This is a genomic window from Pediococcus argentinicus, from assembly GCF_001437605.1.
Classification (GTDB): domain Bacteria; phylum Bacillota; class Bacilli; order Lactobacillales; family Lactobacillaceae; genus Pediococcus; species Pediococcus argentinicus.
The window spans coordinates 46,084-68,179 of record NZ_JQCQ01000005.1 but is presented as its reverse complement, the minus strand read 5'-3'; the positions used below and the strand labels follow the sequence as shown (position 1 = coordinate 68,179).

Annotated in this window: 20 protein-coding genes; 11 read left to right on the top strand and 9 right to left on the bottom strand. The window is 36.9% G+C overall.

Going from position 1 to position 22,096, the window contains the following annotated elements; genetic code table 11:
- Nucleotides 1–169: 169 nt before the first annotated feature.
- Nucleotides 170–2,326 (bottom strand): LTA synthase family protein, encoded by a 2,157-nt coding sequence (locus IV88_RS02245; RefSeq protein WP_057798298.1) that lies wholly within the window; start codon nucleotides 2,324–2,326, stop codon nucleotides 170–172.
- 163 nt (nucleotides 2,327–2,489) lie between these two features.
- On the opposite strand from IV88_RS02245, the gene IV88_RS02240 reads away from it, so the two are divergent.
- Genes IV88_RS02240 through IV88_RS02230 form a run of 3 tightly spaced genes read left to right on the top strand, consistent with a single transcriptional unit; the run spans nucleotide 2,490 to nucleotide 4,784 of the window.
- Nucleotides 2,490–2,921 carry a GNAT family N-acetyltransferase gene (locus IV88_RS02240; RefSeq protein ID WP_057798296.1) on the top strand — a complete coding sequence of 144 codons (432 nt, stop codon included), beginning with the start codon at nucleotides 2,490–2,492 and terminating at the stop codon, nucleotides 2,919–2,921.
- Complete coding sequence (locus tag IV88_RS02235; RefSeq protein ID WP_057798294.1) at nucleotides 2,921–4,033, top strand: YibE/F family protein; 1,113 nt, start codon at nucleotides 2,921–2,923, stop codon at nucleotides 4,031–4,033. The genes IV88_RS02240 and IV88_RS02235 overlap by 1 nt, the downstream gene beginning before the upstream one ends.
- Complete coding sequence (locus IV88_RS02230; RefSeq protein ID WP_057798292.1) at nucleotides 4,026–4,784, top strand: YibE/F family protein; 759 nt, start codon at nucleotides 4,026–4,028, stop codon at nucleotides 4,782–4,784. The genes IV88_RS02235 and IV88_RS02230 overlap by 8 nt, the downstream gene beginning before the upstream one ends.
- 178 nt (nucleotides 4,785–4,962) lie before the next feature.
- Here the strand turns inward: IV88_RS02230 and IV88_RS02225 are convergent, their stop codons facing one another.
- A complete protein-coding gene (locus IV88_RS02225) occupies nucleotides 4,963–7,659 on the bottom strand; it encodes an MMPL family transporter (protein ID WP_057798290.1) in 2,697 nt (898 codons plus the stop codon).
- Nucleotides 7,660–7,758: 99 nt separating this feature from the next.
- A complete protein-coding gene (locus tag IV88_RS02220; RefSeq protein WP_057798288.1) occupies nucleotides 7,759–8,679 on the bottom strand; it encodes a magnesium transporter CorA family protein in 921 nt (306 codons plus the stop codon).
- A gap of 119 nt (nucleotides 8,680–8,798) precedes the next feature.
- Here IV88_RS02220 and IV88_RS02215 point away from each other — a divergent pair, with 119 nt between their 5' ends.
- From IV88_RS02215 to IV88_RS02195, 5 genes are all read left to right on the top strand, one after another.
- Entirely contained in the window at nucleotides 8,799–9,539 is a 741-nt protein-coding gene (locus IV88_RS02215) for a TerC family protein (RefSeq protein WP_057798287.1), read from the top strand.
- Between the two features lie 35 nt (nucleotides 9,540–9,574).
- The gene (trxA, locus tag IV88_RS02210) at nucleotides 9,575–9,898 is read left to right on the top strand and encodes a thioredoxin (RefSeq protein WP_057798285.1); all 324 of its coding nucleotides are present in this window, start codon (nucleotides 9,575–9,577) and stop codon (nucleotides 9,896–9,898) included.
- Nucleotides 9,891–10,763, top strand: a complete 873-nt coding sequence (locus IV88_RS02205) for a DegV family protein (protein ID WP_057798283.1) — start codon at nucleotides 9,891–9,893, stop codon at nucleotides 10,761–10,763. The genes trxA and IV88_RS02205 overlap by 8 nt, the downstream gene beginning before the upstream one ends.
- Before the next feature lie 128 nt (nucleotides 10,764–10,891).
- Nucleotides 10,892–11,710 (top strand): glutamate 5-kinase, encoded by an 819-nt coding sequence (gene proB, locus IV88_RS02200; RefSeq protein ID WP_147165222.1) that lies wholly within the window; start codon nucleotides 10,892–10,894, stop codon nucleotides 11,708–11,710.
- A gap of 4 nt (nucleotides 11,711–11,714) precedes the next feature.
- Nucleotides 11,715–12,959, top strand: a complete 1,245-nt coding sequence (locus tag IV88_RS02195) for a glutamate-5-semialdehyde dehydrogenase (RefSeq protein ID WP_057798279.1) — start codon at nucleotides 11,715–11,717, stop codon at nucleotides 12,957–12,959.
- Nucleotides 12,960–13,938: 979 nt separating this feature from the next.
- Here the strand turns inward: IV88_RS02195 and IV88_RS02190 are convergent.
- Nucleotides 13,939–14,313, bottom strand: coding sequence for a VOC family protein (locus IV88_RS02190; RefSeq protein WP_057798277.1), 375 nt, complete (start codon nucleotides 14,311–14,313; stop codon nucleotides 13,939–13,941).
- Nucleotides 14,314–14,429: 116 nt separating this feature from the next.
- Here IV88_RS02190 and abc-f point away from each other — a divergent pair, with 116 nt between their 5' ends.
- Together abc-f and IV88_RS02180 are read left to right on the top strand one after the other, a co-directional pair.
- Nucleotides 14,430–15,983, top strand: coding sequence for a ribosomal protection-like ABC-F family protein (abc-f, locus tag IV88_RS02185; protein WP_057798275.1), 1,554 nt, complete (start codon nucleotides 14,430–14,432; stop codon nucleotides 15,981–15,983).
- A gap of 111 nt (nucleotides 15,984–16,094) precedes the next feature.
- Entirely contained in the window at nucleotides 16,095–17,267 is a 1,173-nt protein-coding gene (locus tag IV88_RS02180; protein WP_057798273.1) for an NADH-dependent flavin oxidoreductase, read from the top strand.
- Between the two features lie 45 nt (nucleotides 17,268–17,312).
- On the opposite strand, the gene IV88_RS02175 is transcribed toward IV88_RS02180, so the two are convergent.
- The 5 genes from IV88_RS02175 to IV88_RS02155 form a co-directional block, all read right to left on the bottom strand.
- Nucleotides 17,313–18,131: a DUF4097 family beta strand repeat-containing protein gene (locus IV88_RS02175; protein WP_057798270.1), complete on the bottom strand. Its 819-nt coding sequence runs from the start codon at nucleotides 18,129–18,131 to the stop codon at nucleotides 17,313–17,315.
- The gene (locus IV88_RS02170; protein ID WP_057798268.1) at nucleotides 18,112–18,771 is read right to left on the bottom strand and encodes a DUF1700 domain-containing protein; all 660 of its coding nucleotides are present in this window, start codon (nucleotides 18,769–18,771) and stop codon (nucleotides 18,112–18,114) included. The genes IV88_RS02175 and IV88_RS02170 overlap by 20 nt, the downstream gene beginning before the upstream one ends.
- On the bottom strand, nucleotides 18,716–19,096 hold the full coding sequence (locus tag IV88_RS02165; RefSeq protein ID WP_083486822.1) for a PadR family transcriptional regulator: 381 nt from the start codon (nucleotides 19,094–19,096) through the stop codon (nucleotides 18,716–18,718). The genes IV88_RS02170 and IV88_RS02165 overlap by 56 nt, the downstream gene beginning before the upstream one ends.
- Nucleotides 19,097–19,207: 111 nt before the next feature.
- Nucleotides 19,208–20,059, bottom strand: a complete 852-nt coding sequence (locus tag IV88_RS02160; protein ID WP_057798266.1) for an aldo/keto reductase — start codon at nucleotides 20,057–20,059, stop codon at nucleotides 19,208–19,210.
- A 128-nt stretch (nucleotides 20,060–20,187) separates the two neighbouring features.
- The gene (locus IV88_RS02155; protein ID WP_057798264.1) at nucleotides 20,188–21,102 is read right to left on the bottom strand and encodes a proline-specific peptidase family protein; all 915 of its coding nucleotides are present in this window, start codon (nucleotides 21,100–21,102) and stop codon (nucleotides 20,188–20,190) included.
- Nucleotides 21,103–21,176: 74 nt separating this feature from the next.
- Here IV88_RS02155 and IV88_RS02150 point away from each other — a divergent pair, with 74 nt between their 5' ends.
- The gene (locus tag IV88_RS02150) at nucleotides 21,177–21,941 is read left to right on the top strand and encodes a biotin--[acetyl-CoA-carboxylase] ligase (protein WP_057798262.1); all 765 of its coding nucleotides are present in this window, start codon (nucleotides 21,177–21,179) and stop codon (nucleotides 21,939–21,941) included.
- The last annotated feature ends 155 nt before the right edge of the window (nucleotides 21,942–22,096 follow it).

Here is a 22,096-nt window from a genome sequence, read left to right as displayed (position 1 = left end):
TTGGATTGCTGATTTATAGCCTTTTTGTTTAGTTCTATTTTTTTATAGTGGAAACGCGCTACCCAAATCAATCATCTCCGCTTAACTACGAGTTCCAAACCGTTCTCACAAACCGAGAACAATTTTTAACTCTATGTTGTGCTCGATGATTCCCGGTTTGGGGATCGCTCTAGTTTTCCCCCGAATCCGGATTTGTTATCTTAATTCGGTTTTCACCAGTGGACTTATGTTTAGCCTCTGGTGCATCGGTTTTGTAGAGTGGAGCAAGGGATGAATCCCGGTTCTTGGAGTACATCGAAGTTGATTTTAGTCCTAACTTCTTTTCAATATCGAGTTCTTTTTGCAATCCATCAGCGTAGTTATAGTCTTTTGATTCAACGTCGGTGAAGGATTTGTTTTTATAGAAACGTAGCAAATTCTTTTCGTTTAGCGAATCAGACATTGATAGTTGTTTTTGAACCGTATTTTGATCATGTTCAATTTGTTTTTGAAGGGTAGCATCAGGTTTAACAATCGCACCCGTATCATTATCATAAATAGTTCCATTTAATGATGAGTACTTAGGTGTGATAAAGTCTCGATTTCTGAAGGCCACGATTTGACTATGCTGTTTTGAGAGCAAGTCCGTTCCAAATTGAAGATATGGTTTAGATGAAATACCCATTAAATGAAGCATAGTGGGAAGCACATCAATTTCGCCACCATATTGTTTTTGAATCCCACCGTTCTTCATACCAGGAATGTGGATCATCAATGGAACCTTTTGTAGTTGAGCATTATCCCAAGCGTCCCAGTTCTTTGATGGATCTTTCCCAAATTCTTTAAAATGACTTGGATCTTGGGAGAAGGTCTTTGCCAATTCAGGATTAGATGAATTAGAGATACCATAATGATCTCCATACAAGATGATCATTGAGTTGTCATATAAGCCCGATTTCTTCAGGAACTTAAAGAATTCCTCCACAGATTGATCCAAGTAATTAGCTGTTCTGAAGTAGTTATTTACAGATGAATCATCAGTATCTGGAATCTTGAACTTCGAATCTTCTTTATCCATTGTGTAAGGAAAATGGTTGGAAACAGTAATATATTTCGCATAGAAAGGTTGTTGTAAATGTTGCAAGTAGTTGATTGAGTCTTTGAACAACAACTTATCTTTTAATCCATATCCGGTTGCTTTATCCCCAGATGTGTCAAAGTAACTAGCAGAGAAAAAGTTTTGGTAACCCATGTTTTTATAAACATTATCACGGTTCCAGAAACTAGCCACATTACCATGGAAAACAGCAGATGAGTAATTACCATTTTGTTTTAGAATGGCAGGAGCGGCTTGGAATGTTTGGTCAGATCCCAATTGAGCAAATAATGAACCCTGGGGAAGACCAAAGGTTCCAGTTTCTAGCATGTTTTCAGCATCGCTAGTTTTACCTTGTCCAACTTGATGGAAGAAGTTAGAGAATGAATATGAGTCCTTACTATGGTAGATCGAGTTCAAGAACGGTGTAACAGTTTGTCCTTCGACCTTATCATCAATCAAGAATTGTTGGAAACTTTCCAAATGAATGATAATTACGTTCCGCCCCTTAGCTTGACCAAAAGTTTTGGAGTTTGGTGCCGCATAATGATTATTGGAATACTTTTCAATGGCAGTTAATTCGCCCTTGCTGGCGTCGGATCTCATTTTATTATTTTGTTCAACCTTCAAACCATCGTAAACGGTGAAAGCATCAAGTCCCAGATACTTAACAATATATGAACGGTCAAAAGTTCTGGTAATTAATTGCGGACGATCCATTTCACCTAACATCAGGTTGACTGAGAATAACAGCAAACCTAACGAAGTGATTTGAAAACCAATCTTTTTTGGGAGAGGAATCGGATCCATTTTTATTTTTTTAAGAATTAACAGTAAAACTAGTACGACCAAATCAATCCAATATAGGATGTCATGTGGGTTCGTGAGGGCAATTGAACTACCACTCAAGCCCTGATTAACCTTGGAATAGCCCAACATGGTGTTGACGGTCATGAAGTCTGTGAACTCTCTAAAGTAAATTACATTCAAATATAAGAGCACCGTATTAATGACATCAATAACAATGGCACCCCAGTAGAATAGGTGCGTTTTTCGGAAGTAGAGTGCAATTCCGAAAAGTAGGACAGTGGTTGCTACTGGATTGAAAAGAAGAATAATCCATTGATCCAGGCCACTAATACCAAGTGAGAAGTCTGTGAAGTAGGCAATTAGAGTTTTAATCCAAAATAAAGCCGTAATTAAAAGAAAAAACCCGAAGCGGGTGTTAATTTTGCTTATAAATGATTTCATGAAAAACCTTTCAAGTCCCTTAGTTATAGTTGTTGAGTGAATCAGTGGGACAATTAGTATTTTAACATATATTAGATTTAGTAAACCTTAAGTTAATTTCAATTTTTTGACGCATATTTGCGGTATGATAATGAATAAATAATTCTACATAGGAGTGATTGAGATGGAAATTAAGATGATTAAGGGTGCGACTGGTCCGATTTATATGGATGCTTTGGAAGTTCGTAAGGCAGTGTTTGTTGAGGAACAAGGTATCAGTGCTGATTTAGAGTTTGACGAGAATGAGGACTTTTTTACATATTTCGTTGGTTATGTCGATGGCAAACCAGTTGTAACTGCGCGAACTCGTCGATTAACTGATGATACTTGGTTGGTTCAGAGGGTGGCTACACTAAAACCTAATCGGAAACGTGGTCTTGCTCGAGAACTATTTGCTCAAATTGAAAAAAAAGCTAAAGAACAGGGAATTCATAATATTAAATTACATGCCCAAGATTCAGCACAATCATTCTACTTCTCTATGAATTACGATCGACTTGGTGGTCCGGAGATGGAAGCCGGAATTAAACATTACTGGATGTTGAAGGTTATCTAATGTCACGAGTATTCAACAAAAACACAATCAGGATTTTGATATTAGTGATTGTTGGATTGGCTGTAGTACTTTTTACCAAATATGACGCTTTTATGTATCAACAACCGGTTGGACAAGTTACTAAAGTGGAACGACAGCAAACCACGTCTGAAGTTGATAACTATCAAAATCACGATCACCAAACAACTCAGTTGGTTGAATTAAAAATTTTAAATGGATCTAACCGGGGACAAAAATTAACAGTCTCTAATCAGTATTCTGATTCCCAAGCAATGGATAATAAATATCGTGTTAATCAACAGGTGTTGTTGAGCATTCATACTAATCGACATAAAAAAATATCTGGGACTATTCTTGATATTAAGCGTGATACAGTCGTGGTTGCTTTAATTGTGACGATGGTTGGCCTGCTGATTATTTTACGAGCAACAGGATTACGAGCTTTACTGAGCTTAGCTGTTAATGTGATTTTATTCTTCATTGCAGTAAGCTTGGATGTTCACCGCCAGGGATTTGGAGTTCTTTGGATCTTTGGCTTGTTATCACTGGTCTTTACGGCTATCACACTGGTACTGGTTTTAGGTTGGAATAAGAAGACCATAGCTTCCTTTCTTGCCACGATTGGTGGCTCGGCTGCTTCATTAATTATTGGGATGCTAGTCTTTACACTTACACATAATCAAGGACTTCATTTTGAAACTATGGAGTATGTAACGCAAAATCCAGAGCCACTATTTCTTGCTGAAACTTTAATGGGGGCTTTGGGGGCTGTTATGGATGAGGCTACTGATATTATTGTGAGTTTGGATCAAATTGTCACTGCTAATCATAAGATTACTGGTCAGGAGATTTGGCAATCGGGTAAAACCATTGGTCAGTCGATCATGGGACCATTAATCAATGTGCTGTTTATGATTTTCATGGCCGATACTTTTTCACTAATGATTTTATATTTACGAAATGGTAATGGAATTGGCTATGCCATTCAAATGAATATGGGACTAGGAATAGTTCAAAGCTTGATTAGTGGGATTGGAATTGTTTTAGTCATTCCAATTGCTAGTATGTTGGCTAGTCGTTTTCTAAAGAAGGAGGCGATTAATCATGCTTAACACTGTTGGCATCTTGTCTTTAATACTAGCTGGATTAATGATTTGGATTGGACGTTCAGCCGGTTTTCGCTCCTTTCTAAGTATTGGGATTAATTTTTTGATTTTGCTTTTAAATATTCGCTTGATTGCGTGGGGATTTCCAGCTCTTGTTGTGACATTGTTAAGTGCTTTGTTTATCCTCGCAACTACTATTTTTTTAGGTAATAGTAACGATCAATCAAATGAAACTGCCTTTTATGCGACGTTGTTAGTTTTGGCAGTATTAACCGGTTTAATCGTCTTATTACAAGGACCACTATCTGTTCAAGGATTTGGTAATGAAAACACTGAGGACTTGGAAGGTATGTCACTATTAGTTGGTATTCAGTTCCAACAAATTATGACATCCACAATGCTAATCAGTACGTTGGGGGCGATTTCTGAAGCTGCGATTGCTGAAGCAACCGGTTTGACAGAGTTGGTGAAAATGGGATCAGATTTAACTACTGCCGAAATTATGAAGCATGGTTTTAGTATCGGACATGAAATCATTGGAACCGCTCTGAACACGCTATTCTTTGGTTTCTTTGGTGGTTTCTTGGGCTTGTTTATCTGGTATGTTAAATTGAATTATCATTTTGCTGGGTTCATTAATAATAAAATTTTCGTATCTGAAATTGCGATGGTCCTAATTTCCTTTATTGGCGTTGCACTGACCGTTCCATTGACTGTGATTGTGATTAGAATTCGTGCTAAAAATTTAAGAGAGTGAGAATAAGGACGGAGTGATTTTGATCAATAGCATAGGAAACCGGATGATTCAAACTTGGAATCGTGTGGGTTTCGTAGCTATGCACAGAAATCAGTCTTGATTCTCCGATTTAGACTATTATCAATAAGAATCTAAAAAATACCGCCACTGCTTAATTAGTCAGTGGCGGTATTTTTGTTTATTTCAATTGATGACGTGGTTTGAATTCTCGATAAGTATAGTAAGAGAAACTAGTCATAATCAGTGGATAAATCACTAAGAAAACGGCAACGGTCAGCGTTGTAATCAAGGCAATTTGCATGAATAGTGGTGTTTGACTCACTAAGAAACTTAATGCCAACATTAGACTTACTAAGAAGACGATGTTTAGAACGTTACCTAAACTTTCAAATTCGGATTCTAAGTGTCTAAAAGGTTCCTGTTGCATACGAGATAAGAAGTAAGAATTGATTGTTAAAATGATCAATAAACTTACAAAGAGACTGATCGTTGGTGCATTCCAGAGTAATGAATCTTTAAACAGATACTTGATTAAGTACGCAGAAATATTCTGTGCAACAAAGTAAGAACTGAAAACAGCTAGTAAACTGTAAATGCTTTGGAGAAGGGACTGCGTGATTAAAATCAAAGCTACTAAAACGCTGATGACAATAATCGGTAGAATCAATCTGATATCACGAGTTAATTGTCGTTTTAATTTCAGTTGCTGGTTTGTAATGCCCATTACAATTGGCTGTGATTGTCCTAATTGATTGCCACGAGTGAGTTGATCCAGTTCGTGATTCAGCTGTGATACGTAGTTTAAATTTGCAGTTGATAAGGGGTTTCCTTTTAACTGTAGTCGAATAACAGTTGACTGTTCATTTGCAGAACTATATTCAGCACGAGCAACTTTGAATTGTTTCTGGTTGAAACTCTTGGGTGAAATGTAGGCCGTATCAATCACTCCAGAATTACGTAAATGGTCCAGATATGAGGCCGCTGCACCAATATTATGATTAGCAACTTTAATTTTACCGTTACTATTGGCGATGAAACTGGATATTTGATCTAAATCAGATTTGGTTTTAGCAAACTTCTTACTGATATAGGAGTGTTCTTGTTTAATAACGGAGCCATTGCTTCCAACGATTCCAAGGTTTTGATTAACCGTATTAAGGTTGTCACGGATAGTTGAAAAGTCATCTATGTTAGATTTTAAATCTGTGACTGCTTGACTAACTACAGCAGACTGATGTTTATCGTTCTCCAAACTGTTAACGGCGTTTTGTTCACTATCTAGAACATCTTTTAAGTCCTTAACAAGTTGTTTATTCTGAGTTCGGATAGTTGCGGTATCACTCGCGTTGGTGTGAATATTTGTTCCTAAAGTGTTTAATTGTTTTTGTAATCTTGCAAGATTTAAATTGTCTAATTTGAACTGCGCTTTTTTGAGTTCTTTAGAAGATTGATCTAGAGCTACTTTAGAACCTTGTAGATGAGTGTCGACATTGCCTAGCTGGTTGTTGACATACATTGCGTCGATTGGAATGCCAACCGGTTGAGTTAAACTGTTTACAGCTGCCACTTGTGGATCAGCTTTTAAACGGTTTGTTAAGCTATCAAGCATTGCCAACGTCTTAGGATTCTTGAATCCATTTTTATTCTTAATGAAGATTGTTGTTGAGTTACTAACATTTGGATCAAAATGAGCTTCGCTGACTCGATCACCTGCTAAAGCCTGACTATCAGACGTAAGAGCTTGATTAATATCATAGCTAAATTGGGTCTTTAAGAAAAAGAATGGGCTGATAATTAACACTAAGCCAATCACAATGATTAATGGCTCGTGAAGTGAAAAATTACTTACTGTTTTCCAGAAACGATGGGGTTCATCAAAGAGCCATGCTGGACCTGGCCAGAAGAACTGATCTCCGAAAATAGTTGTAATAATTGGTAACAACGTAAAGAAAGCTAACCAAGCAATTATGAGTGTAGGAATCCCACCAGCTAGTGACTTGATAACGACGTTTTGGGCGAAGTACGAACCAATCAGAGTAATAATAACCGGCAATAACCAAAAGATACTTTTGTACCAGGCTGAACTAAATATCTGTTCTCCCGTCACGTCGTTATCCATTTCATTTGAATAGATTCGGTAGAAAATAACGAGGGCTGCTGGTAATGCCCCAAAAGCCAAGATAGTGATGGTTAGCTTAGTGTAAATCGAATACGGGAAGCCAGCTAAATGACTAAAGATTTGAACACTAAAGTTACTTAATAAATAAACCGTAATCGACGTTAATAAACTAATAAATGGTGCCAGTAGGGATCGGAATAGGATTCCGGTAATTAATAGCATACCGATTGCTAGTGCAACCATGACGATGTGAGTAGCACGCTCGACTGACATGTTATACGACACAATGGCAGCTGATGGACCACTGAGACTCGTTTCGACACCTGGTGTAACAGTTAATTGGCTAATTTTAGATAACTGGGTACGGAGTGGCATTTTGTTGCCATTTAGAAATACGCGATAAATTAAAACAGAGCGGTCATTTGAGCTTTGGAAATGTTTTGTAACAAAATTATCTTGAGGAGCACTAATACGATTGATACCAAGATAATTAGCTTGTTGCGCAATCATGCGCATTTTTTGATTGATATTACTTTTTTGTGATTTTGAAAAGTGTCCTTGGAAATTTGAAAAGGTTAAATCGACTTCAGTGGCTTTATCTAAACCATGTTGCCAAGTCTGAGAAGCCGGAACTGCAAATTCTGGAGTGGTTTCCAGTGTGTTGAAAGAAGGAGTACGCAAGAAAAAAATCGCAGTAATAATTGCGACTAACCAGACTGCTAGTGCGATTAATTTAGAATTTGATAAATATCTCACGTGTTTCTCCTTTCATACGCGTTCTTTTATGGCATAACCTCTATTATATCTGATTTATTCGATATCATATATAAAGTTAGCGAAAAAACGTTTATTATTTTATTTTTTGAAAAAGTCGCTCCAATTGGCGATTAAATAGACGATTCCAATCAAGCCAAATGACAAAAGAATAGTAAATTCCCAGCCCCAAGATGCTTTGCCAAATGGAAGTGGAACGTTTTGACCATAAAACCCAAAGACAATATTAGGAACAGCAAGAACAATTGAGAAAACTGTTAAGAACTTCATTGTATGGTTCAGGTTATTATCTAAAACGTTAGAATATGAACTTGAAACGCGATCGATAATATCAGAGCAAAGTTCGGCCATTTCCTGCGCTTGTTGAGATTCAACAATAACATCTTCAAGTCGTTCATGTTGTTCGGGGTCCATTTGAAGATTCTGCATACGATTCATGCTAAGAAGTAAACTAGTGTTAGCTTTAGCAGATGTTAGTAGGTAGATGATGCTAGTTTCTAACTGCAACATTGAATCGATACCTGTTCTGTTCAATCTATTTTTAAATTGATTTTGAATTGATTGTCTCTGAAAATTAATTTGAGTAATCGCATCCAAATACATATTGGTTAATGTATAAAGAGTTTCTAAAATGGCATCAAAAATTTGATGTGTAATTAAATCATTTTCCTTGATGTGATTGATATTGTTTTCAAAGATTTCTTGCATGTAAGAAGTTGAATTATGTGTAAAGGTAATAATGACGTTCCCAATTGTTAGAAAACTGATTGGTTCTGTTTGTCCATTATTATCAAAGTTGTTAGTTAACGCATCAAAAATAATCAGAAAGATATTTTTATCTAAATCTGTTTCAACGCGGGCACGTTCATTACGGTCAACTGCGTAGCCTAATATTTCAAGTGTAGCGCCATAATCGTCTACCAATGATTTTAATTCGCTTGAAGTTGGTTCGATGACATTGACCCAAGTATAGCCAGATGAAATTTGACGTGTTGTTAACATAATATTTCCTACCTTAAATTAATAATACTTTTAGTTTATTACTTATTAGATGAAAAAATAAGTCAAATCGTTTAAAATAAGTTGTTTAAAAGTAATTTTCCAAGAAAGAAGCAAATCAAGTGAGTATTTTAAGTCAATTATATGGACCATTCTTTGATCTTAATAACTGGAAAATGGTCATAACATCGCAATCAGACTGGTTGGTTATACTTTCGCTAGTTATGATTGAATGTATTTTATCAGTTGATAACGCCGTAGTGTTAGCAACGCAGACACAAGCCTTGCCAGACCAAAAGGATCGTGAAAAGTCACTCTTCTATGGTTTGTGGGGAGCATATATCTTCCGCTTTCTGATTATCGGGGTGGGAACTTTTCTCATCCACTTGTGGGAAATTAAAGTAGTTGGTGCTTTATATTTAATTTATCTCGTTTACCGATACTTTGATAAACACAAACGCCCCCGACAAACGCGTAAATTAGTGCAGAATAAAGGTGGTATTTCACTATTCTGGCGAGTAGTTATCCAGATTGAGTTTATGGACATTGTGTTTTCGGTAGACTCAGTACTAGCATCATTAGCTATTTCAAGTAATCCCGTTATCGTCTTGATTGGTGGCTTGATTGGAATTCTATGTATGCGAGGAATTGCTGAAATTATTATGAACCTAATGAAACGTGTACCAGAACTTGAAACAATGGCATACGTATTGATTGCAATCATTGCGGTGAAATTATTCCTTTCAATTCCAATGATTGATATTGAAATTCCATCTGGAATATTTGCCTTAGTGGTGATTGCTGCATTTGCAATTACATTTTTGATTCACTTTTTACGAAATAGAAATAACAAGGGTGCATGATATAATAAGGTGTAACCTGATTAAAGGAGTTTAACATGGCAGCAACTATTACCAGTAACAATTTAAAAGAAGAAACAGCAGACGGACTCACAATTGTAGACTTTTGGGCACCTTGGTGTGGCCCTTGTAAAATGATGGATCCAGTTTTAGAAGAATTAGAAACTGAATACGATGGAAAAATGCATTTTGGTAAATTAAATGTTGATAATAACCAAGAACTTGCTGAAAAATTTAAGGTAATGGGAATTCCTGCTTTGGTTCTCTTTAAAGATGGCAAAGCAATTGAAAAGGTTACCGGATATTATCCGAAAGCTAAACTAGCTAAGTATTTGGAGAAGAAGATAACTGAAAATGAATAAAAATAAGATAGCTGTAATTGTGGATAGTTCAGCCAATTTGAGTGACAAAACTGTTCAAGATTACAATATTATTGTGGTTAACCAACCAATTATGTTTGGTAACCACGTTTATCATGAGAATCTTGATATTGATTCGGATGAGTTTTATCGTATGTTAAAAATGGAAAAGGCTCATCCAACAACTTCACAGATTTCAATGCGTGAGATGCAGTTCTTATTCCAAAAGCTTGCCGAAGATGGATATGAAGGTGCTTTATGCATTGGATTATCTGGTGGAATGAGTGGCTTTATTAATAGTGTCTCTGCAACAGCGCCAGCTATTCGGGAATTGCAGGTTTTTCCATTTGATTCACGGTCAGTTTTGGCTGGAACCGGAAACATGGCAATTCTGGCGGCTCAAGAGCTAGACAATGGTCGTGATATTCATCAAGTTTTGGTCGATTTACGGAAGTTACGCGATCAGACTGAAGTTTACATTGCAGTTAACAATGTTAAGGGACTACAGAATTTAGGTAATATCGCTAGTCGTGGGTCAGTATTTAGCTCATTATTAGGGATGCGGCCTATCTTACATATGAATAAACAGGGACGTCTGGAAATGGTGGGACAAGAACACCAGATTGCCAAGGCAATGGATGCAATTGAAGAGAAACTTGCTGAAGCGGTGAGAGATGCCAAAACACCATTATTAGTGACTGTGATTGATGCTAATGACCGTGATCGCAACATGCAATGGCAGACTCATTTAGCAGAACGTTTTCCAGATTTGATTTTAGAATCAGGAGAAATTGGCCCTTATATGGGAACTTATACCGGTGGTAAATCAGTCGGATTAGTGTGGTCTGAACAAATTATCATCAATTAATTGTCAGAGTTAGATTCAGTTGAATTACTGAGCTAACTCTTTTTTGTTCAGCATAGATATTTGAACGAAATCTTAAATCCGTTATAATGAGCAATATAATTTATTACAGAAAATGTGGGGTGAAACTGATGGAACGAAATATTAAGGGCAATCGAATCGTAATTAAAATTGGAACGAGTTCCTTAATCAATCCGGATGGTTCTCTCAATCGTGATTCAATTCAAAAGTTATCAGATGTTTTGTGTGAGTTAAAGATGCAAGGTAAGGAAGTTGTGCTAGTATCCTCTGGTGCGATTGGTGTTGGAATGGGACGAGTTGGCTTGAAGGATCGACCAACAACGATTTCTGGACAACAGGCCGTTGCAGCAGTTGGACAAGGTGAACTGATTGGAATTTATGAACGCTTTTTTGCGAAATATCAAATTAGCGTGGCACAATTGTTGTTAACCAGGGATGTTCTATTATTTCCCCAAAGCAAAAAGAATGTATCAAATGCTTTTCAGGAATTGCTTCAAATGAATGTGATTCCAATCGTAAATGAAAATGATACGGTGTCCGTCGATGAATTGGATCATGAAACCAAGTTTGGTGATAATGATCAGCTTTCAGCTATTGTTGCTAAAGTGATTGATGCTGATTTATTAATCATGTTGTCTGATATTGATGGATTTTATAGTGCTAATCCAAATGAAGATGAGAATGCAAAATTATTCTCTAAAGTTAGTCGGGTTGATCATAGTTTGATTAATGCCGCTGGCGGTAAGGGGACTAAATTTGGCACGGGTGGCATGGTTACAAAACTCAAGGCGGCTAAACGAATCCTTGATAATAACCAACAAATGATTTTAGCCAACGGATCTGACCCAGATATTATTTTTGATATTTTAAAAGGTCAGGATATCGGCACGTGGTTTACGAATACTGAATCAACTGAAATGGAAGGTTAAAGCGATGGATTTAAATCAAATGGGACAGGCAGCCAAATCTGCTGCTACAGTTTTAGGACAGCTTTCAACAATTGAAAAAAATCGAGCTTTAAACTTGATGGCTGATGAATTACAGAACAAAGCTAGTGAAATTTTAGCTGCTAATAAGATTGATATTGATAGTGCTGAAGAAAATGGTATTGAAGGTGTGATGCTGGATCGCCTTAAGTTGGATAATGAAATAATTGATGCGATGGCTGATGGTCTTCGTCAGGTAAGTAGTTTGGCTGATCCAATTGGTGAAGAAATTAAAGGCTGGGTTACCGAAGACGGTTTGAATATTTCACAAGTTCGAGTGCCACTTGGTGTTCTAGGAATGATTTTTGAAGCTCGTCCTAACGTGACAGTCGATGCTGCTGGATTAGCTTTTAAATCTGGTAATGCTGTTATTTTACGCGGTGGGAAAGAAGCGTTACATTCTAATATTGAATTAGCAAAAGTTTTAAGAACAGCATTGAAAGAGAATGATTTTCCAGTCGACGCCGTTCAGATGATTGATAATCCGGATCATGCGATTGCTAATCAGTTGATGAACTTAACAGAGTATATTGATGTGCTAATTCCTCGTGGTAGTGCGAAGTTTATTCAAATGGTTGTTAAAAACTCGACAGTACCAGTTATTGAAACCGGAGCTGGTAACTGTCATATCTACGTTGATGAAACAGCTGACTTAAAACAAGCCGTTGATATTATTGTGAATGCTAAAACGCAACGTCCATCAGTATGTAATGCAATGGAAAAATTGGTTGTGCAAAGAAGTATTGCGGATAAATTTTTACCAATGGTTGAAGAAGCGCTACATGCTTACAATGTCGAACTTCGTGGTGATGCAGCTACAAAAGAAGTTTTGCCTGATATTAAACTAGCTACAGAAGAAGACTGGTCTACCGAATATAACGACTTTATTATGGCAATCAAGGTTGTTGATACGTTGGATGAAGCTATTTCTCACATCAATAAATACAACACAAAGCACAGTGAAGCCATTATTACGAAGAGTTACGACGCAAGTCAGAAATTCACGAAAGAAATCGATGCAGCTGTTGTTTACGTCAATGCCTCAACTAGATTTACGGATGGATTTAAGTTTGGCTTTGGTGCTGAAATTGGTATTAGCACACAGAAGCTTCACGCTCGTGGCCCAATGGGCTTGAATGAACTGACCTCAACGAAGTATATTGTTCGGGGCGAGGGACAAGCTAGAAAATAAACGTTGAGCTTTTAAAAACTGTGACAAGATTTGTAAGTCGTGTTATCATAAAGATACAAAGCAAACATATACATCAAGACCCCAGCTACTGAAGATAGCTGGGGTCTTTTTTTAACTAATTTTATTAGCGGATGGGTTGAGTATTACCTTGTATTACCGCTTTTTGTTGTGTTTATTATTCAACCAATAATTAAACAATGAGCTAATTAAAGCCACAAAAAGTGGAGCGATTATCGCCGCAAACATATACATCCCTCCTATCCGTTGTATGATTCTTACAACTGAGGCAAGGCAACTTTCCTATTGTATCAATATTTACAGGTCATTTATATTATTAAATTTTGTTAAATGAAAAATAAAATAGAGTGTTTTTGCGTATATCTTATCCCTCAAAAGCCGTGGCAAGATAGGGCTGGACGTGTTAATATTTATGTATGGGTTGATGTTGCCTTAATCTTTATTACTTCTTATTTTTTCTATTATTCAACCAGTAGTTAAACAATGGGCTATTTAAAGCTATAAGAAGTGGCGAGATAAGAGCTGCAAACATATACATCAAGACCCCAACTATTTGCGGTAGTTGGGGTCTTTTTTTACACTATTTTGTTATAAAACGAGTTCTCCATCCCAACTTTCTGCGTATAACTACAAATCATCAAATATTCGTGAAGCATGAATATTCGCTAATTCGCTGTTATTACTCAAAAGCTACCCGGGATGTCTCACTCTCTAATCGAAAACGAGCTCCACAAACCAGCTTTCTCCGTTTAGCTACGAACTGAAACCATTCCCAAATTCGGGGAATACTTCCAGTCCTATGCTATACTCGAAACCTCCCGGTTTGTTTCACTCTCTAATCGAAAACGAGCTCGCCATCCCAACTTTCTGCGCATAACTACAAATTATCAAATATTCGAAAAGCATGAATATTCGCTAATTAGCTGTTATTGCTCAAAAGTAACCCGGGATGTCTCACTCTCTAGTAATTTGCCACCTCAATCAAATTCTTATCTGGATCCTGAATAATAATTGAAGTTACTTCCCCATGAGCGGCTTCTTTTTTAGAAGGGCCTTCTAAAATAGGTACGAAATAGCTTTTGAGGTGATTTACAATGCTTTCCATGGGATCTTTAGCGATGACACAAAGGTCGATGGCACCAGTAGTTGGTTTGTCAGCGTGGAACTTTGGTTGATTATCTGACAGTACAAAGTAGATTCTTTGCTTGCCGGCCATTACACCTGGGTGTTCAGTATCTTCCAAAATTGGCATATCAAAAACTTCATGGTAGAAGCGCTCGCTACGAGCAACGTCTGAAACGGTGATAGTAATATGATCAATGTCACGAATATTCATGTTAAATCCTCCTCTAAATCTTCCAAATTAGTATAGCACATGATTTGTTTGACGCGTTGGTGTTCAGCATGGTAGGGTGGTTATTAGACAATTTATGTAATGAAAAGAGATTTAAGATGAGTTTACTATCTGTAGAGCATCTGAGTCATAGTTTTGCTGATAAGCAATTGTATGAAGATGCGAACTTTGAACTGAATAGAGAAGACCACATGGGAATTGTGGGCCAAAATGGTGCTGGAAAAAGTACGTTGATTAAGATTTTAACCGGAGCAACTTTACCAGATAAAGGACGTGTCATTTGGCAAAATAAAGTAACTTACGGTTATTTGGATCAGTACGCTGATATTCCAAAGAACGATACGCTATACGAGTTTCTAACAACGGCTTACGCTGAATTATTCAAGCAACGTGACTTAATGGAAGAATACTATGCCAAGTATGCTGAAAATTTGGACGATAAGTTACTTGAAAAGGCTGGTCGTCTCCAAGAAAATCTAGATGCGAATAACTTTTACGATATCGATACGGAAATTAATCGGGTTATGACCGGATTAGGTTTAGACGATATTGGTAAAGATCATATTGTTAGTGAAATGAGTGGTGGCCAACGTTCAAAGATTATTTTGGCTAAATTACTTTTACAAAACCCAGACGTTTTAATTTTGGATGAACCAACTAACTATTTGGATACAGCTCACATTTCATGGTTGGCTGATTATCTAAATGGTTTTGAAGGTGCCTTCATGGTTATTTCCCATGATTACGACTTTTTACAGAAGGTTACTAACTGTATTTGTGATGTGGCATTTAACCAAATTACTAAATATCGTGGTGATTTCCAATCAGCTATGCGTCAAAAGGATGCTCGTAAAGAGACTCAGTTAAAAGCCTTTGAAAAACAACAAGTTGTAATTGAAAAAGCTGAAAACTTTATCCGTAAGAATAAGGCTGGTCAACGTTCTACAATGGCTAAGTCTCGTGAAAAGATGTTGAACCGGATGGAAAAGATTGATCCACCTAGTGAAAATATTCAGGGTCACTTTGATTTTCCATACTTGGAAACTGGTTCACAGAATGCTGTTGCAGTTACTAAGTTGGCAGTTGGTTATGGTAAGAAACAATTACTTGAACCCGTTACATTCAGTATGACGGCGGGCGAAAAAGTCGCATTTTCTGGATTTAACGGTGCGGGTAAATCAACTTTGATTAAAAGTATTTTAGGTTTGATTCCTGCTTTAGACGGTTCAGCAAGTTTTTCACCTTCAGCTAAGGTCAACTACTTCAGTCAAGAATTAACTTGGGATAATCCAAAGTTAACGCCACTGGAAACGATTCAAGCTAAATATCCAACTATGCTACCTAAAACAATCCGCACTAAGTTAGCTAAATGTGGAATTAATGCAGCTGATACAATCAAGCCCATGCATTTATTAAGTGGTGGGGAACAAACGAAGGTCAAACTAGCTTTACTAGAGTTGATTGAATCTAATTTCCTAATCATGGATGAACCTACTAATCATTTGGATGACGAAACAAAGCGTGCTCTTGGCGAAGCATTACAACGCTTCAAGGGTAACTTAATTGTTGTATCTCATGAGGATAGTTTCTATAGTACTTGGATTGATAAAGAAATTAACGTTGAAAAATTGCGATTGGATCGCGCTAAATAAACATCAAATAAGAGTGAGTGTTCATAATAGAATGCTCACTCTTTTTGGGTACCTCAAATCCCCAAAAATAAATTGGCTTGTGATAGGATTAACAAATGAGGAGATGATCAAATGGCAAAATATAATTTTTTAACACCATTTACATTAAATAACGGAGTAACCATCAAGAATCGGATTGTGATGGCTCCAATGACAGAAATGAGTTCGTTTGAGAACGGAATTGTAACGAATGATGAAATCGAGTACTACCGTTTACGTTCAGGTGGAATCGGGATGGAAATCACTGGTTGTGCCAACGTATCTGACTTAGGTAAAGGTTTTGAAGGTGAATTGTCAGCTAGCAAAGATGCTGTCTTACCACAACTTTCAAAATTAGCTCAAGCTATGAAATCAAATGGTACTAAAGCAGTTTTACAAATATTCAATGCTGGTCGTATGACAACTTCTAAAATTTTACGCGGGGAACAACCACGTAGTGCAAGCGCAATTAGAGCCGAACGTCCAGGTTTAGAAATACCACAAGAAATGACTGTGGAAGAAATTAATCAAGTGATTTCAGACTTTGGTAGTGCAACCAAACGTGCTATTCAAGCAGGTTTTGATGGTGTTGAAATCCATGGTGCTAATACGTACTTAATCCAACAGTTCTTCTCACCTAATTCAAACCAACGTACTGATGAATGGGGTGGGAGTTTAGAGAATCGGATGCGTTTTCCACTTGCAATCATCAAAGAATTACAACGTGTCGTTAAAAATAGCGGTAAAAAAGACTTTATTATTGGCTACCGTATTTCACCTGAAGAAATTGAAAATCCTGGAATCCATTTAGAGGATACTTTACAATTTGTTCCTAAACTGGCAGATTCAGGTATTCACTATCTTCATGTTTCAATGGGTAATGTTTGGCGGACTTCATTGAATAATAAAGATGATCAAGAACCAATCAACCAAAAGATTAAAGCAGCCTTGAATGGCAAGATTCCTTTGATGGTTGTTGGTGGAGTTGAAACTCCAGCCGATGCCAGCAAATCAACTGATGAATTTGAGTTCACTGCCATTGGCCGTGAATTAATTCGTGAACCAAAGTGGGTTGAAAAAATTCTTTCAGATGATGAAGGGAGTATCCGTTACAAGTTGTCACCAAGTGATGTAGAAGAATTAGCAATTCCATCACCACTCTGGGATTTCCTAACAACGGTCTTCCGTCCAATCGCTGGATTATCAACCGAAAAAGATCCAGCAGCAAACTTTATGGATTCAGTTGCTCCATGGGAAAAGTTCTAGATGTGAAAAAACGACTCAGACAGTAAGTCTGTGCCGTTTTTTTAGTTACTTGACGGTATTGTCGCCATCATTGTTATTAATGAAGACCTTGTTAGCATTGGTATTTTTACTGGAAATGTAATGATCTTTAGACTTACCAAAAAGGTAGTTTGCACCATCGTCATTTGTTAAATGATATTCGGCGTCTGGAATATTATAAATAGTAATACCACCATCGTTAGATGAAATGGAATTATTATTCTTAAATGATCCTTTTTTCATTGAAAAATCGCCATCATTTAAGGTTGCTTTGAAGTTATTTAATGCTGTATCAGTAAAATTAATATCTCCGTCATCACTAGAATGCAAAACAGCATTATTTAATGAACTGTTTTTACTATGAAAGTTTCCATCGGATAATTGAACTTTGAGTGCATCAAAGTTCATTTGATCTATTGAAAAGTCACCACTTTCAGTATTTATTGATCCTGATTTTAACTTAGTATTTTTGGGGACGGTAATAGTAACCGTTTGATTAGTGTCAAAAATAGATATTCTATCGAATATGAAAGAGCTTTTCGTCTCACTTTGTTTTAACTCCAGTTGGTTATCATTAACGGAATATTTTAACCGCTTTGGGTCAATACCTTTAGTCTGAATTTTAAATTCATTGCCAGATCTTATTTTTAAGCTATAAGTACTCAATGTGGCATTGATTTTATTAAATGAGTTCAAGTTATGCTCAGTTTTCTTATTTTGAGCTAAGCTGGGATCGCCGCCCATGTGTAATAGTTTCTGTCTGCCACCTTTAAACCAGCCAATTAGAGCTAGAATGCAGCCTATTGTTAAGATGATTACACTGATTCTAATGGTTATTTTCTTCATAGTGGGGACCTCCGTTTTGGTTTGACTTGCGTGAAATCTTACGATAAATAAATTTGATAAAGACTGTAAGCTCTTGGATAACCCAACTAATGACGGTGTAAACAACTGGGATAATTAAGATAGCAATTCCAAGAATAATCAGACCTGTTCCCAAATAAAATAGTCCGGCAAACATTTTAGTGACTAGGAGGGCTGAACTTATCTGAATGAACTTTAATCCAACCATGACCGCTGAGAAATATAAAGCGCAAATTACTACAACCGCAACACCGCCTAATAAAATTGCAACAAAGACAAATACAGCAACCATGATAGCGAGTGGAATCGTTACGGGCGTAGAGAGTAAAGCTAAAATAATAATCCAAATAGTTGCTGAATTAGTTTTTGGTGACTTAGGAGTTTTTTCTTGATGGTTATTCTGGGTACTTGTTTCTGAAACATCTGATTTGATAGAATAATCTGCCATAATTTTACGTGCTAATTGTTTAGGAGTGCCCAGCTTGTCAACAATTGCAGCACGTGAATCTAGGTGACCATCCTCCATATATTCTAAATAAAATTCAGCTGCTTCATTAATTTCACCATTACTCAGTCCATGGAGATTGGTTTTGAGTTCGTTGATGTAGTCCTGCTTGATCATTTTCTTTTGCCTCACTTTCGGTATTGTTAAAAATCTCGTTGATATTTTGATCGTATTTTTTCCAAGCTTCTAGAATTGCTTGAAATTGTTGATAACCACTTTTAGTAATCTTGTAGTATCGCCGATTTCGTCCTTGAAATGGTTGGTCATAGGTTGTTAGCCATTTTTTAGCTTTTAAACGCCGTAGGACAGGATACAAGGTTGATTCAGAAATTTGAAACTTCTTCTGAATTTCTTGGGTGATTGCATATCCGTAGTAATCCTGATGGGTAAGGAGTGATAAAACTAAACCATCGAGGACTTCACTGGTTAATTGAATATTCATACCTTTCTCCTCCTAATATTATTTAACAATTCATATTATACGACGTATAGTATAAGAGTCAATAAAAACCATAACTCAATGTGAGCTATGGCTTTAGTTTGATTATTTATTTTAGAAAGTTGTTTCGTCAGGGTTTTGAGCTAAACCAGCAACGCCATGGAAACCATCAATCGTTTTCATGTCAGCTTCTGAAAGCTCAAAATCAAAGATTTCAGTATTTTGTTTGATACGATCAGCATGAACGGATTTTGGTAATGGCAAGAAACCATTTTGAAGTGACCAACGAAGTACTACTTGGGCAACGCTCTTGTTGTACTTGTCAGCAATATCCTTGAGTTCCTTGATTTGGAAGATCTTACCAGTGCCAAGTGGGCTGTAAGCTTCTGAAAGGATATCGTGGTTATTGTTGTATTCCACTAATCCTTCTTCCATGTCACTAGGGTTAAGGAAGATTTGGTTAACTGCTGGAACAACTTTAGCGGTCTTGAGCAATTCATCCAAATGCTTTTCACGGAAGTTAGAAACACCGATTGCTCGAACTTTACCAGTATCTAAAGCTTCTTCCATTGCACGCCATGAGTCAGCGTTACGTTTTTGCCAATCATCGCGGAACTTAACTGGGTTTGGCCAATGGATTAAGTATAAGTCCAAATATTCTACGCCTAATTTATCTAAAGAAGCATCTAAAGCTTTCTTAGCTTCTTCGTAACCATGATCAACGTTCCATAATTTTGAAGTTAAGAAGATGTCTTGACGAGGAATACCACTGTCTTTAATAGCTTTTCCAACACTGTCTTCATTACCATAAGCAGCGGCTGTATCGATATGACGATAGCCAGCTTCCAAAGCAGCTTTAACTGAGTTATAAGCTTCGTCACCATCAGCAGATTGCCAAGTACCAAATCCAACTACCGGAATTTTAACGCCGTTATTTAGTGTATAAGTATCTGTAAGTTTTTCCATTGTGAAGCCTCCTTGATTTATTATAGATAATAATAACTATAAATTAGAGATATTGCTAATATAATAACTTTTAGAAATGCTATTAAAAAGAACCGAACAACAAAGTGTTGTTCAGTCCTCTAAATTGATTATTTATTAAAAGTACCATCTTCAACTTGACGAAGGTAGTCTGCCAAATGTTTGAAGTAAACTGGAGCATTATCAATCATATGATGATGTCCGCCATCTGGAGTTGTAACTAACTTAGCATTTGGAATATCTTGTTCCATACGACGTGCTGACTTAAGTGGCATTGTTTCATGTTCACCGAATGTCAAAAGGGTAGGAACTTTGATGTTGTGGATTTGGTCACGAACGTCCCAATCCTTTAGTTTTCCAGTAACAACGAATTCGTTATCGCCTTGGAATACGTTATAAACATCAGTTGCCATTGTTGAAACAAGATGTTGAATAGCGAGTGGTTGTTTACGATCAACGTAACCAGCATTTAGTTCATCAACTAATTTTTGGTAACGTTCGTTGTTCCATTCACCAGTCTTTTCACAGTCACGCATGAATTTAGCATCTTCAGGAGCCAATGCTTCATCACGGATTGCGTCTTGATGTTCAAGGTATTCATCGATGTTATCGACCATTGATGAAATGATAGCACCCTTCAAATGTGCACCATACTTAAGAGCATAGAGCATTGTTAAAGCGCCACCCCATGATTGGCCGATTAAGTAGAAATGATCAATTCCTAATTTTTGACGAACTTCTTCAACTTCATCAAGAAAGTAATCGTAAGTGAGGTACTTGTCAGCAATCTTTGGATCAGAGTAATCTGGTTGATCAGAATACCATGAACCAAGTTGGTCATAATAATGAACTTGAACGTTCAAGCCTTGTTTCAAAAGTTCATCATGGAAGTTTTCCCAGTATTCATGTGTGCCACCAGGGCCACCGTGCAATGCGAGCAAATGAATTGAGCTTTCATCGCCATCTGTATGAGACCAAAGATGGTAACCGTTATCTAATGTTAAAATAGTTGTACCTTGTTTCAATATAGCCACCTAGTTTCTTTAAATTAGGTCTATGATAGCAGAAATATAAAGCGTTCTCAATGGAGGAATCACGAATGGAGTTCAATCAAGAGCAGCTACAAAGGGCACTACCAAGCTTTGACTTTTATTTTTTTGATGAAATTGAATCAACCAATAAAACCGCTAAGCAGTGGTTGGAAGATGGCAAAGTCGAGAAAAATGCAGTTTTGATCGCTGATCAACAGACCGGTGGCTATGGGTCACATGCTCGAAAATGGAGTGGTGATCAGAGTGGTTTGTACTGTTCGATTATTTTTCCAATCTCTAATATGGTACCGATTAACCCCGGAGCAATCACGATGCAAACCGCGACAGTTATCGCTCAGACTTTGAACGAAGTTTATCAAAGTGATGTGAAATTAAAGTGGGTCAATGATCTAATTTTAAATCGGAAAAAACTTGGTGGAATTCTGTGTGAACTTGTTACAAATCTCAACAATCAAATTATCGGGTTAGTGATTGGTTTTGGTATTAATATCTCTAAACAATCTGTTCCTGCAGAGTTGGAATCCATTGCAATTAATCTATCTGAAAATGTTTCGGCTGATAATAATCAAAAATTCATAACGCAAGTTTTAGATGGAATTAAAAAAAGCTACCATTCAGAACAGAATGATAGCTGGTTAAATGACTATAAAGAATTATCAACGATGTATCAACAAATGGTTGAAGTCGATTTGAATGATCAGCATTTAGTCGGTCGAGTGGCTGATTTTAGAGATGATGGAGCACTGGTTTTGAAAACGTCTGAGAACGTTGTGCCAATTTTGGCTGGGACGGTGAGTTTTCATGAGAAATAATTAGACTGGCTCCTTTTGATGTACTATGTCTTTTACTATACGACAAATGCAAAAATTGACGCACTTTACCTATGACTCTGTTAGATTGTGCGTCAATTTTTGTATTGTTCGTATCTTTTTTTAATAAAATGTGAAATTTAATGTATTGATTGTTC